The organism is Sinorhizobium meliloti, assembly GCF_017876815.1.
GTDB lineage: Bacteria > Pseudomonadota > Alphaproteobacteria > Rhizobiales > Rhizobiaceae > Sinorhizobium > Sinorhizobium meliloti.
This window is the reverse complement of record NZ_JAGIOS010000002.1, coordinates 753915-767336: the sequence shown is the minus strand read 5'-3', so window position 1 is coordinate 767336 and position 13422 is coordinate 753915. Positions and strand designations below refer to the sequence as shown.

Annotated in this window: 13 protein-coding genes; 12 read left to right on the top strand and 1 reads right to left on the bottom strand. The window is 63.1% G+C overall.

The window, feature by feature from the left end:
• The first annotated feature begins 67 nt into the window (after positions 1–67).
• The 11 genes from nspC to JOH52_RS22445 all read left to right on the top strand — a co-directional run bounded on the left by nspC (position 68) and on the right by JOH52_RS22445 (position 11119).
• Complete coding sequence (gene nspC / locus JOH52_RS22495) at positions 68–1165, top strand: carboxynorspermidine decarboxylase (protein ID WP_014530072.1); 1098 nt, start codon at positions 68–70, stop codon at positions 1163–1165.
• A 43-nt stretch (positions 1166–1208) separates the two neighbouring features.
• Complete coding sequence (locus tag JOH52_RS22490) at positions 1209–2450, top strand: saccharopine dehydrogenase family protein (protein ID WP_003528009.1); 1242 nt, start codon at positions 1209–1211, stop codon at positions 2448–2450.
• A 399-nt stretch (positions 2451–2849) separates the two neighbouring features.
• Positions 2850–3809 carry a LacI family DNA-binding transcriptional regulator gene (locus JOH52_RS22485; RefSeq protein WP_014527702.1) on the top strand — a complete coding sequence of 320 codons (960 nt, stop codon included), beginning with the start codon at positions 2850–2852 and terminating at the stop codon, positions 3807–3809.
• A gap of 52 nt (positions 3810–3861) precedes the next feature.
• On the top strand, positions 3862–5097 hold the full coding sequence (locus JOH52_RS22480) for an ABC transporter substrate-binding protein (RefSeq protein ID WP_014527703.1): 1236 nt from the start codon (positions 3862–3864) through the stop codon (positions 5095–5097).
• 191 nt (positions 5098–5288) lie between these two features.
• Positions 5289–6206 (top strand): carbohydrate ABC transporter permease, encoded by a 918-nt coding sequence (locus JOH52_RS22475; RefSeq protein WP_014527704.1) that lies wholly within the window; start codon positions 5289–5291, stop codon positions 6204–6206.
• The gene (locus tag JOH52_RS22470; RefSeq protein WP_107010451.1) at positions 6203–7066 is read left to right on the top strand and encodes a carbohydrate ABC transporter permease; all 864 of its coding nucleotides are present in this window, start codon (positions 6203–6205) and stop codon (positions 7064–7066) included. The genes JOH52_RS22475 and JOH52_RS22470 overlap by 4 nt, the downstream gene beginning before the upstream one ends.
• Positions 7067–7085: 19 nt before the next feature.
• Complete coding sequence (locus tag JOH52_RS22465; protein WP_107010450.1) at positions 7086–9008, top strand: glycoside hydrolase family 127 protein; 1923 nt, start codon at positions 7086–7088, stop codon at positions 9006–9008.
• Positions 9009–9020: 12 nt separating this feature from the next.
• Positions 9021–10106 (top strand): ABC transporter ATP-binding protein, encoded by a 1086-nt coding sequence (locus tag JOH52_RS22460; protein WP_107010449.1) that lies wholly within the window; start codon positions 9021–9023, stop codon positions 10104–10106.
• 98 nt (positions 10107–10204) lie between these two features.
• A complete protein-coding gene (locus JOH52_RS22455) occupies positions 10205–10459 on the top strand; it encodes a type II toxin-antitoxin system VapB family antitoxin (RefSeq protein WP_014527708.1) in 255 nt (84 codons plus the stop codon).
• 85 nt (positions 10460–10544) lie between these two features.
• A complete protein-coding gene (locus JOH52_RS22450; RefSeq protein ID WP_013850271.1) occupies positions 10545–10814 on the top strand; it encodes a CopG family ribbon-helix-helix protein in 270 nt (89 codons plus the stop codon).
• On the top strand, positions 10811–11119 hold the full coding sequence (locus JOH52_RS22445; protein ID WP_010976319.1) for a type II toxin-antitoxin system RelE/ParE family toxin: 309 nt from the start codon (positions 10811–10813) through the stop codon (positions 11117–11119). The genes JOH52_RS22450 and JOH52_RS22445 overlap by 4 nt, the downstream gene beginning before the upstream one ends.
• Before the next feature lie 34 nt (positions 11120–11153).
• Here the strand turns inward: JOH52_RS22445 and JOH52_RS22440 are convergent, their stop codons facing one another.
• Entirely contained in the window at positions 11154–12140 is a 987-nt protein-coding gene (locus JOH52_RS22440) for an AraC family transcriptional regulator (protein WP_003529403.1), read from the bottom strand.
• A 75-nt stretch (positions 12141–12215) separates the two neighbouring features.
• On the opposite strand from JOH52_RS22440, the gene JOH52_RS22435 reads away from it, so the two are divergent.
• Positions 12216–13421 carry an MFS transporter gene (locus JOH52_RS22435; RefSeq protein ID WP_014530076.1) on the top strand — a complete coding sequence of 402 codons (1206 nt, stop codon included), beginning with the start codon at positions 12216–12218 and terminating at the stop codon, positions 13419–13421.
• Position 13422: the final 1 nt, after the last annotated feature.

Here is a 13422-nt window from a genome sequence, read left to right as displayed (position 1 = left end):
GGGTTGCGCAAACAGTCACGTTTTCCTAGGAGGACCGTTTCGGATTTAAGAACAGACAGGTCCTGCCTTGATCGAGACCCCATACTACCTCATCGACAAAGCCAAGCTTACCCGCAACATGGAAAGGATCGCCCATGTGCGCGAGAAATCCGGCGCCAAGGCTTTGCTGGCGCTGAAGTGCTTCGCCACCTGGTCGGTTTTCGACCTCATGCGCGACTATATGGACGGCACCACGTCGTCCTCGCTCTTCGAGGTGAGGCTCGGCCGCGAGCGGTTCGGCAAGGAAACCCATGCCTATAGTGTCGCCTATGGTGACAACGAGATCGACGAAGTGGTCTCTCACGCCGACAAGATCATCTTCAACTCGATCTCGCAGTTGGAGCGTTTTGCCGACAAGGCGGCGGGCATCGCGCGCGGACTGCGACTCAACCCTCAGGTGAGTTCCTCGAGCTTCGATCTCGCCGATCCCGCGCGTCCCTTCAGCCGCCTCGGCGAGTGGGACGTGGCGAAGGTCGAGCGCGTCATGGACCGGATCAACGGCTTCATGATCCACAACAATTGCGAGAACAAGGATTTCGGCCTCTTCGACCGGATGCTCGGCGAGATCGAGGAAAGGTTCGGCGCGCTCATCGCCCGCGTCGATTGGGTCAGCCTCGGCGGCGGCATCCACTTCACCGGGGACGACTATCCGGTCGACGCCTTTTCGGCGCGCCTCAGGGCATTTTCCGACCGCTACGGCGTTCAGATCTATCTGGAGCCGGGCGAAGCTTCGATCACGAAGAGCACGACGCTGGAAGTGACGGTGCTCGACACGCTCTACAACGGCAAGAATCTCGCCATCGTCGACAGTTCGATCGAGGCGCATATGCTGGACTTGTTGATCTATCGCGAGACCGCCAAGGTTTTGCCGAACGAGGGGTCGCATAGCTACATGATCTGCGGCAAGTCCTGCCTCGCCGGCGACGTCTTCGGCGAGTTCCGCTTCGCCGAAGAGCTTAAGGTCGGCGACCGCATCTCGTTTCAGGACGCCGCCGGTTACACGATGGTCAAGAAGAACTGGTTCAACGGCGTGAAGATGCCGGCGATCGCCATCAGGGAACTTGACGGAAGCGTCAGGACCGTCCGCGAATTCACCTACGCGGACTACGAGCAGAGCCTCTCCTGAGGCTTCACGCAAGCAAGACGGGTAGAAGGAGATATCCCCCGAAATGAAAAAGAACGTTCTCATCATCGGCGCCGGTGGCGTGGCACAGGTCGTGGCGCACAAATGCGCCCAGAACAGCGATGTATTGGGAGATATTCATATTGCCTCACGCACGGTCGACAAGTGCCGCAAGATCGTCGAGTCCGTACGCGAAAAGAAGAGCCTGAAGACCGAGGTGAAGCTGGAGGCGCATGCGCTCGATGCGCTCGACGTCGAGGCGACGAAGGCGCTCATCGTCAGCACCGGCTCTCAGATCGTGATCAATGTCGGCTCCGCCTTCGTCAACATGTCGGTGCTACGCGCCTGCATGGACACGGGTGTGGCCTATATGGACACGGCGATCCATGAGGAGCCGAACAAGATCTGCGAAACGCCGCCGTGGTACGGGAACTATGAATGGAAGCGCGCCGCCGAGTGCAAGGAGAAGGGCATCACCGCCATTCTCGGCGTCGGCTTCGACCCGGGCGTGGTCAATGCCTATGCCCGTCTCGCCAAGGACGAATATTTCGACAAGATCACGGATGTCGACATCGTCGATATCAATGCCGGCAACCACGGCAAGTATTTCGCCACCAACTTCGATCCGGAGATCAACTTTCGCGAATTTACCGGCGTCGTCTATTCTTGGCAGAAGGGTGCCTGGCAGACGAACCGGATGTTCGAGGTCGGCAAGGAGTTCGACCTGCCCGTCGTGGGCAAGCGCCAGGCCTATATGACCGGCCATGACGAGGTTCACTCGCTGTCGAAGAACATGGACGGGGCCGATGTGCGCTTCTGGATGGGCTTTGGCGACCATTACATCAACGTCTTCACGGTTCTGAAGAACCTGGGCCTCCTGTCCGAGCAGCCGGTCAAGACCGCCGAGGGCCTCGAAGTCGTGCCGCTGAAGGTGGTAAAGGCGGTCCTGCCCGACCCGGCGTCGCTCGCGCCTGGCTACGAGGGCAAGACCTGCATCGGCGATTTCGTCAAGGGCCTGAAGGACGGCAGGGAACGCGAGGTGTTCATCTACAACGTCGCCGACCACAGGCAAGCCTATGAAGAAGTGGGCTCGCAGGGCATCTCCTACACGGCCGGCGTTCCGCCGGTGGCGGCCGCCATGCTGATCGCCAGCGGCGAGTGGGACGCCAGGCAGATGGCGAATGTGGAAGAACTGCCCCCGCGGCCGTTCCTCGATATCCTCAACCGGATCGGCCTGCCGACCCGCATCAAGGATGAACAGGGCGATCGGCCGCTCAGTTTCTCCTGACGAGCGGGACGAGGAAAAGTATGTGTGGTTTTCCGCCCGCATCCCGCTCTAACTAAAATCATTGTGATCTGAAGCTTAAACGCCAGCACCCCCCCTCATCCGGCCTGCCGGCCACCTTCTCCCCGCAGGCGGGGCGAAGGGGACTCGCGGCAGCGTCGTACTCGTCCCCTCTCCCCGCGCGCGGGGAGAGCGTTAGGGTGAGGGGCAAGCTGCTGCCACCTTCGTCGCCCACACCACTCGCGAAAATCATACTTATTTGGTGAGAAAACCTTTTCTCAGCTTGACTCTCGCATTGAGAAAAGGTTTTCTCATTGTGACTCTCGGGAGGAGGCGAAACTGAATTCACAGCGCAGCAAGGGGCATCGGGTCACCATTCACGATCTGGCGAGGGTCGCCGGCGTGAGCGTTTCGACCGTTTCGAAGGCTCTCAACGACAATGGTCGCATGGCTGCCGACACGCGCGAGCGGATCAAGAATCTCGCGGCGGAGATCGGCTTCCGGCCGAACGCGCTAGCGCGGGGGCTCTTGAGCAACCGCAGTTTCACCGTAGGCCTTCTGACGAACGACACCTATGGGCGCTTCACGCTGCCGGTCATGGCCGGGGTTTCGGAAGCACTGGTGGATCATGGAGTATCGGTCTTCCTGTGCGCCATAGAGGACGACCCGGCGCTTGGGAAAATTCATGTCGACGCCATGCTGGACAAGCAGGTGGACGGCATCATCGCGACAGGCAAGCGGGTCGACAGGTCTCTCCCGGTCGATCTCGCCGGCCTGCCGGTGCCGGTCGTCTATGCTTTCACCAAGGGCGAGCCCGGCAGCGTGACGCTGACTTCCGACGACGGTCACGGTGCGAGGCTGGCGGCGGAACGGCTGAAGAAGATGGGCCGCAAGCGGTTGTTGCACATCACGGGCCCGCTGGAATTCACCTCCGCGGTCGAGCGCGCCGAGGCATTTCGGGCCGTTGCGGGCGGTGGGGCGCCGGTCCTGCATGGAGTCTGGTCGGAGGCCTGGGGTCACGAGGCGATCGACCGCATCTGGAATACGGGCGGCGAAAGGCCCGACGGCATCTTCTGCGGCAACGACCAGATCGCCCGGGGCGTGGTCGATGCGCTGCGCGAACGCGGCGTGAGGGTGCCGGAGGATGTCTCCGTCATCGGTTTCGACAATTGGGAGATCATGGCGGCGCAGACGCGGCCGCCGCTGACGACCGTCGACATGAACCTGAAGGAGCTTGGGCGGGAGGCCGGGCTGATGGTGCTCGCGCTTGCGGAGGGCCGGACGATCGAGCCCGGCCTGCGCAAGCTGCCCTGCAGGCTTGTCGTACGGGACTCCTGCGGAGGCGTGGGACGACAGAACTGATTGAGGAGATGGGGTTCACCCGAGGTGGCCCCGCATTTGGGAGGAATGCGAAATGTTCAAGAAACTGATGGCAGCGACGGCCCTCATATCGGCCAGCATGATTTCGGCCGCTTCGGCCGAGACGATCAGCATGTGGGTCCGCTCGGGTATCGGCGACTCGTTCAAGGAAGTCGTCAAGGCCTACAATGCAGGTCACGAGAACAAGGTGGAGCTCACCGAAGTGCCTTTTGCCGAGCTCGTGCAGAAATATGCCACTGCGATCGCCGGCGGGCAGGCGCCAGACGCGCTTTCGCTCGACCTGATCTACACGCCGGCCTTCGCCGCCGCCGGTCAGTTGGAAGACCTCACCGACTGGTCGAAGGCGCTGCCCTACTTCAATTCGCTCTCGCCCTCGCATGTGAAGCTCGGCACCTATGAGGACAAGATCTACGGCCTGCCGCTCACGGTCGAGACCTCGATCTTCGCCTGGAACAAGGACCTCTACAAAAAGGCCGGCCTCGACCCCGAAAAGGCGCCGAAGACCTGGGAGGAGATCACCGCCAATGCCGAAAAAATCCGCGCGCTCGGCGGCGACACCTACGGCTTCTACTTCTCCGGCGGCGGCTGCGGCGGCTGCATGATCTTCACCTTCACGCCGCTGACCTGGGGCGCGGGCGCCGACATCCTTTCGGCCGACGGCAAGACCGCGACGCTCGATACGCCGCAGATGCGCAAGGCCGTCGACATTTACCGCAACATGGTCGAGAAGGACCTCGTTCCTGCGGGTGCCGCGAGCGACAACGGCGTGAATTTCCTCAGCTTCACCAATGGCAAGATCGGCCAGCAGAGCCTCGGCGCCTTCGCCATAGGCACGCTGGTGACGCAGCATCCCGAGATCGATTTCGGTGTGACGCTGATCCCCGGCGTCGACGGCAAGCCGTCCTCCTTTGCCGGCGGCGACAACTTCGTCGTCACCAAGGGAACGCCGAAGCTCGAAGAGGTCAAGGAATTCCTCGAATATACCTATTCGCCGGAAGGCCAGAAGATCATGGCGAAATTCGGCAGCCTGCCCACCCGCGGCGACATCGCCAATGAGGTGCTCGAAGGCCTCGACCCGCGCCTGAAGGTCGGCATGGAGGCGATCGCCGTCGCCCAGACGCCTTATACGCTGCAGTTCAACGACCTGATCAACAGCGCCAACGGGCCGTGGGCGACCTTTACCAATGCCGCGATCTATGGCGACGACGTCGACGGTGCGTTCTCGAACGCACAAGACGAGATGCAGTCGATCATCGACGCGGGGCAGTGAGGCTGGCACGAAAGGTGTGCTGCTTCGTGAATGGCGGATGGGGGACATCCCCCCTCTGCCCTGCCGGGCATCTCCCCCACAAAGGGGGAGATCGGCAAGAAGCAGGGCCTGCGCCAACCCGCGAACATGAATATGCCGAGAGGGTGTTTCCCCCCTGCCGCCGATGCCTCGAAACCCTTGAAAGCGCATCCATGACGACGTCAGCACTCACATCCGCCACCCGCCGGCGACGCCCGAAGCGGCAAGCCGGATGGCGCGGCCTCATCTATATCGCGCCCGCCATGGCGCTCGTCACGCTCTTCTTCGTGCTGCCGGTGCTGTTCACGCTGTGGATGAGCCTGCACAAATGGCCGCTGCTCGGCGAGCCGGCCTGGATCGGCCTGCGCAACTATACGCGGATGTTCACCGATGCGCGGTTCTTCAACGCGCTCGGTTTCACCGCCCACTATACCCTGATCGTCACGATAGCGATTTTCGCGGTCGCCTTCCCGCTGGCGATTTTCGTGGAGAAACAGAGGCCGTTGGTCTCGCTCTACCGGACCATCGTCTTTCTGCCTGTCGTGGTGGGGCTCGCGTCCGCCTCGCTGCTCTGGGTGTGGCTCGCCAATGTCGACAGCGGGCTCTTCGCGCCGCTCTTCGATATACTGGGCCTGACCTCCGGACGGATCAACCTGCTCGCCAAGTTCGATACCGCGTTTCTGACGATCATCGTCATGGTCGTCTGGAAGATCGCCGGCTTCACCATGATTATCCTGCTGACCGGGCTGCAGGCCATCCCGGCCGAACTGACAGAGGCCGCGCGCATCGACGGTGCCGGCCGCTGGCAACGCTTCCGCCACCTGACGCTGCCCCTGATGCGCCGGACCATGGCGCTGGCGCTCATCCTTTCGGTCACCGGCTCGATCCTCGCCTTCGACCAGTTCTACATCATGACCAGCGGCGGTCCGCAGAACAAGATGATCTCCGTCGTCTACTATATCTTCAACCAGTCCTTCGTGTCCTTCAATCTCGGCTACGGCGCGGCACTGTCGATCGCGCTCCTCCTGATCCTGGTGACGCTCAGCGTCGTCCAGCTCTGGCTGCTCAAGGTGGGGGATGAACGCCCATGAGGACGCGCCGCGAAATCCGCGCCCGCAAGGCGCTCCGGGACAGGATCGTCTATCACGGCATCGGCATCGGCACGGCCTTCTTCTTCCTGGCGCCCTTTGCCGTTTCCTTTCTTGCCTCCTTCCGGCCGAACAGCGAATCCGGCAGGCCGCCGCTGCCGCCATGGCCGATCTCGGGGCTGAGTTTCGACGCCTACCGGGCGCTCGACAGCTTCGGTGCCGGCATCTGGCAGCACATGTTCAATTCGCTCCTCGTGTCGATCGGAACGGTCGTCCTGACCGTCGCGGTCAGCGTGCTCGCCGGCTACGGCTTCTCCCGCTACCGCTTCCCGTTCAAGAACGCGCTCTTCGTACTGATCATCGCGACGCTGATGGTCCCGTTCCAATCGATCCTGACGCCGCTCTTCATCATTCTGGCGCGGCTCGGGCTCAACAATTCGCTCGTCGGGCTGATGCTCGTCTATGTGACGCTGCAGCTTCCCTTTTCCGTCTTCATGATGCGCAACGCCTTCGATGCCGTGCCGAAGGAGATCGAGGAAGCGGCGCGCATCGACGGCGCCCGCGACCTGAAACTTCTCGTCCGGGTGCTGTTGCCGCTGGTCATGCCCGGGATTGCGACCGTGTCGATCTTCGCCTTCCTCAATGCCTGGAACGAATTCTTCGCCGCGCTCGTCCTCCTGGCCAGCAACGACAATTACACGCTTCCCGTTCTGATGACCGCCGTGCGCGCCGGCCGTCTCGGCGCGATCAACTGGGGCGCGGTGCAGGCCGGCGTCGCGGTGATGGTCGTTCCCTGCCTCTTCGTGTTCCTTCTTCTGCAACGCTATTACATGCGCGGGCTGATGGCCGGCGCGGTGAAATGATCCGAGAGAAAGTGACCTCATGACAAAGACCGTGAAAGACCGCCAGTTTCGCCCCGTTGCCGTTCCCGATGTCGAACTCGGCGGATTCTGGGGCAAATGGCAGGATGCCGTCTGCCGATCCACCGCCGAAACCCTGCTCGACCGCTGCGTCGAGGCGGGCATGATCAAGGCGATCGACGCCAGTCAGCCGAGCCCCGGCATCGTCATCCCCATCCAACCCTGGGGCGGTACCACGCAGATGTTCTGGGACTCAGACCTCGGCAAGTCGATCGAGACGATCGCCTATTCGCTCTACCGCCGCCCCAATCCGGAACTCGAGGCGCGCGCCGACCGGATCATCGACATGTACGAGAAGCTGCAGGACCAGGACGGATATCTCAATGCCTGGTTCCAGCGCGTCCAGCCCGACAGGCGCTGGACCAATCTGCGCGACCACCACGAGCTCTATTGCGCCGGCCATCTGATCGAGGCTGCCGTCGCCTATTACCAGGCGACCGGCAAGCGCAAGCTTCTCGACATCATGTGCCGCTTTACGGACTATATGATCACGGTCTTCGGGCGCGGCGAAGGGCAGATCCCTGGTTATTGCGGCCATGAGGAGATCGAGCTCGCGCTCGTCAAGCTTGCGCGCGTGACGGGCGAGAAGAAGTATCTCGACCTTTCGAAGTTCTTCATCGACGAGCGCGGCACCGAGCCGCATTTCTTCACCGAGGAAGCCAGACGCGATGGCCGCGATCCGGAAAGCTTCATCCAGAGGACCTATGAGTACGGCCAGGCGCACCAGCCGGTGCGCGAACAGACGAAGGTCGTCGGCCACGCCGTGCGCGCGATGTACCTCTATTCCGGCATGGCCGATATCGCGACCGAATACAGGGACGACAGCCTGACGGCAGCCTTGGAAACGTTGTGGGACGACCTCACCACGAAGCAGATGTACATCACCGGCGGCATCGGCCCGGCTGCGTCGAACGAGGGTTTCACCAGTTATTACGACCTGCCCAACGACACGGCCTATGCCGAGACCTGCGCTTCCGTCGGCCTTGTCTTCTGGGCGAGCCGCATGCTCGGCCGCGGCCCGGACCGCCGCTATGCCGACATCATGGAACAGGCGCTCTATAACGGCGCCTTGCCGGGCCTTTCCATCGACGGCAGGACTTTCTTCTACGACAATCCGCTCGAAAGCACCGGCAGGCACCACCGATGGAAGTGGCATCATTGCCCCTGCTGCCCGCCCAATATCGCGCGGCTCGTGACCTCGATCGGTTCCTATATGTATGCGGTCGCCGAGGACGAGATCGCCGTCCATCTCTACGGCGAAAGCACGGCGCGGCTGAAACTCGCGAGCGGCGCCGAGGTCGAGCTCAGGCAAGAGACCAACTATCCCTGGGAGGGGGCGATCGCCTTCACGACGAAGCTCGACAGGCCGGCGAAATTCGCGCTGTCCTTGCGCATACCGGAATGGGCGGCGGGCGCGACGCTCAGCGTCAACGGTACGATGCTCGATCTCTCGGCGCATCTGACCGGCGGCTATGCCCGCATCGAACGCGAATGGTCGGACGGCGACCGCGTGGCGCTTTACCTGCCGCTGGCGCTTCGGCCGCAATATGCCAATCCGAAGGTGCGGCAGGACGTCGGCCGCGTGGCGCTGATGCGCGGTCCGCTCGTCTACTGCGTCGAGGCCACGGACAATGGCGAGGACCTGAACGCAATCGCGCTTCCCCGCGAACTGCCGCCTGCCGAGACCGTCGTGCTCGACGATCTGAACGGTGCGGTCGCCATCGACATTTCCGTCGAGCGCGAGGAAACGGAAGACTGGGGCAAGGCGCTTTACCGCCAGACGAGGCCTGAGCGCCGCCCGCACAAAGCACGCTTCGTGCCCTATCATCTCTGGGACAACCGGGCGCCGGGCGAGATGCTCGTCTGGGTCCAGGCGGACAAGTAGGCGATCTCCAGGATGGCGAACGGCATCAGCAACAAGAGTGTCGTGCTCAGCGACATACGCAAGAGTTATGGCGGCCTGGAGGTTATCCATGGCATCGACCTGACGATCGAGGAAGGCGATTTCGTCGTTTTCGTCGGCCCGTCAGGCTGCGGGAAATCGACCCTGCTGCGCATGATCGCGGGGCTCGAAGAGGTGACCGAGGGGGAGATCGCCATCAAGGGCAGGGACGTGACAGACCTCGACCCCTCCGAGCGCGGCATCGCCATGGTCTTCCAGTCCTACGCGCTCTACCCGCATATGAGCGTCAGCGAAAATCTCGGTTTCGGGCTCAAGATGGCCCGAACCGACCCGGCCGAAATCGCGCGCCGCGTCGCGCAGGTCTCGGCCATCCTCAAGATCGACCATCTGCTCGACCGAAGGCCCGGCCAGCTTTCCGGAGGCCAGCGCCAGCGCGTGGCGATCGGCCGGGCGATCGTGCGCAAGCCCGACGTCTTCCTGTTCGACGAGCCGCTTTCCAACCTCGATGCGGAACTGCGCGTCTCGATGCGCATCGAGATTGCCCGCCTGCACCGCGAGCTCGGCAACACGATGGTCTATGTCACCCACGATCAGACGGAAGCGATGACGCTGGCCGATCAGATCGTCGTGCTTCGGGACGGCCGGATCGAGCAGGCCGGCAGCCCCCGCGACGTTTACGAGGACCCGGCCAACATGTTCGTGGCAGGCTTCATCGGTTCGCCGCGGATGAATTTCCTCGATGCGGAATGGCAGGGGGACGGGACGATCCGGGTCGGCGAGACCACACTCGAGGCAGCGATCGACGGCGGCAGTCTGAAGCAAGGCGAGCGCCTGCTTCTCGGCATACGGCCCGAACATATCGCGGTGGCGGAGCCGGGGCCGGAACGGATCGCTGCCCAGGTCGAGTTCTCGGAATATCTCGGCGGAACGCGCTACCTCTATTGCCAGCTCGAAGACGGCCAGAGCCTCGTCGTCGAACAGCGCGAGGGCCCGAACTGGCAGGCGGGGGAAAAACTTTCTTTCGCCGTGCCCGATGACCGAAGGCGGTTCTTCGCCGAAGACGGGCGGCGTTTGCGGTAGAGGGATCAGGCCGCGTTCTCATGCCGTCGCCTCGCGAGCTTGCTTGCACGGGATAGTGCCCGCATTATCAGCGAATGCGATCTGAATGGGCTGCTGCGATGGCGATCAATATCAACGACCCCCAGGCGGATGCTTTGACGCGCACGTTCGCCCGTATGGCAGGTCTCAGCATAAGAGAGGCGATCGTCACCGCCATGAAGGAGGCTATCGACCGCCGTCGCAATCGGGAAAAGCCATTGGAGACGGCAAGACGGCTTCGAGAGAAGCACGGGATCGTCATTGGTGGGGCGGCAAGTAAGCCACTTCAGCGCGAAGCTTACGACGAGATGTGGGATGACTTGGTCCAATGGTGAGCGCTCCGTCCTCCGAAGAGGCATAGCCTTGAACCGATTCGGCATCATGTGTTAACATGTACACAGCCGAATACAGGATAACATTATGCCCGTCAGCACCACTATGACCATTCGGGTCAGCCCCGAGCTAAAGAAGAAGCTCGATCGGATCGCTAGCGCCACTTCGCGTAGCCGCTCCTTCCTCGCGGGCGAAGCCGTAGCTGCCTATGTGGACCGGGAGCTTGAAATCATCGACGGGATCAAGCGCGGTATGGCCGATGCCGAAGCTGGCCGCCTCGTTCCGCATGAAGAGGCCATGGCTGAAATTTTCGACGTGATCCGGAAGGCCGAGACCGGTAAGGGCGACAAAGTTTGAGGCGGCCTGTTCAGTGGTCGCGTGCAGCTCTGGACGACCTCAAGGATCAGGTTCTCTTCATTGCACGGGAAGATCCGGACTCAGCGGCAAGAGTGGCGGGACGGGTTCGCGACACGGCTGCAGCACTTGGCGAGATGGCGACCGGGAGGCCGGGGCGGGTGATCGGCACGTACGAGAAGTCCATCACCCGCTTGCCCTATGTAATCGCATATGCACTGATGAATCACGGCGGCCGCCAAAGCGTCATGATCCTGCGCGTCATCCACACCGTGCGGGAATGGACAGCCGAGGAGTGGCCGCCCTAAAGCACTTCCAGGATAGGTCTTCTTTGCCTCTCCCTCACCCCTCGCCGACGGCGAATGTCGGCGCCTCCGGCGGTTCGGAGCCGCGATAGTGGCTTGGCGGCAGGCCGATCACACGCTTGAAGGCGCGGCTGAACGAGGCCTCCGAGTCATAGCCGAGGCGGCGTGCAACCACGGAGATGCGCATGCGGTCGCGGGTCAGCCATTGCCGTGCCTGGTGCATGCGCACTTGCGTGAGATAGCGGGCCGGCGTCTCGCCGACCACGGCGGCGAACTGCTGCGCGAAGCCGGAGCGCGAGGCGCCCATGAGCTTGGCGAGGGAATCCACGGTCCAGGTCTTTTCCGGATCGAGGTGCATGGCCGCGATCACGCGGCCGAGCCCGGGGTGGCGGACCGCCGCCACCCAGCCGTTCGTATTGCCGCATCCGTGCTCCACCCAGGAGCGGATGATGAGCGCCGCGAGCACGTCGGCGAGCCGCGCCAGCACGCCGCCGGAGCCGACGCGGCTGGCGCCGACTTCCCGCGCCATGGCGTCGAGCATATGCGGGATCGCCGGCTCGCTGGCCGTCAGGGCGTCGATGCGCATTACGTCGGGCATCATGCGCAGCAACGGATGCATGGCATCCATGTTGAACCGCAGACTGCCGCAGAAAAGGATGGTGGTTTTGCCGCGCCCGCCGCCGCAGACGTCGTAGACGCAATGGCATACCTCCTCGACCGAATAGGCTTCGAGCGGCGACAGCTTCTCGCCGGGCGCGCTCGCCAGCGCATGCGCGCCGCCACGCGGCAGAAGCACGGCATCGCCGCGCTTCAGTTCGATCCAGTCTCCGTCGGCCACCCGTAGCCAGCAGTCTCCGCAGATGAAGTGGAAGCGCGCCGCCTCCTGCGCCGGAAATGAAATTCCCCAGGGGGCGGTCAATTCGCAACGGACGTAGTCGACGCCGTCGAGGCGCAGTCCGCGCAGGAGTTCGCTGAGAAAATCCTCCGAAGCGGAAGACGATGTTTTGGACGAATGATCAAGCATTGCGGAATTTCTAGCATGGAATGTCCAGGGCGTCACGCCTTATCTAAGCCGGACCCTCTCAAGGAGACCGCTCTTATGACAGATACAGCGACCACTCTGGACGCCACGTTCATACCGGAAAGCGAGGAGCGAATCGATCCGGCATGGGCCGGGGTCGGCTCCCTCGCGCTCGGCGTGTTCGGCCTCGTCACCGCAGAATTCCTCCCCGTCAGCATTCTGACGCCGATGGCCGCCGATCTCGGTATCAGCACGGGCACGGCCGGCCAGGCGGTGACGGCGACCGCCGTCGTCGGCGCGGTTGCCGGGCTGACGATCGCCATCGCCACGCGCCGGTTCGACCGCCGGCTCGTGCTTTGGGGCTTCACCCTGGCGCTGATCGCCTCCAGCCTGCTTGCGGCTTTCGCCACCAATCTCGCCATGCTCCTTGCCGCACGCGTCGTCCTCGGCATCGGGCTCGGCGGCTTCTGGTCGATGATGGCGGCAATCGCCTTGCGTCTCGTGCCGATGTCGCTCGTGCCGCGTGCCATGTCGATCGTCTTCACCGGCGTCTCGGTGGCGACGGTCTGCGCGGCGCCCATAGGCGCCTATATCGGCGATCTCTGGGGCTGGCGCGCCGCATTCCTGATGGCTGCGGCGGTCGGTGCCGTAACGCTGATCGTGCAGATGGCGACCATACCGCGGCTGCCGCCGCAATCGGCGCCGAGCCTGAAGCTCCTCTTCGATCTGATGCGCATGCCGAGCATCCGCATCGGGATCATCACCGTCCTGCTTTTCGTCTCGGGCCACTTCGCCGGCTTCACCTATGTGCGCCCGTTCCTCGAAAACGTCCCGGAATTCGGCATCGAGGCGATCTCGCTGATCCTGCTGGCTTACGGCACCGGCGGCTTCTTCGGCAATCTCGCCGGCGGGCTCATCATCGAACGCAGCATCACGGCGGCCGTGAGCATCGGAACGCTGCTCATCGCAGCGATGGCGTTCGCCCTCGTGACCTTCGGTTCGTTCGATGTCGTGTCGGCCGTGGCGGTGACCCTCTGGGGCTTCGCATTCGGGGCGCTGCCCGTCGCCGTCCAGACCTGGATGGTGCGAGCCGCCCCCGACCATGCGGAAAGCACGGGCGGCCTCATCGTCGCGACCTTCCAGGTCGGCATCGCCAGCGGCGCTGTCCTCGGCGGGCTCTTCGTGGACAGCTTCGGCCCGCTCGGCGCCATCACCTATTGCGCTGTCGCGACCCTCGCGAGCGGGCTCTATGTCGTGGCCTCGCGGCGCAGCATAGAGGTCTGAC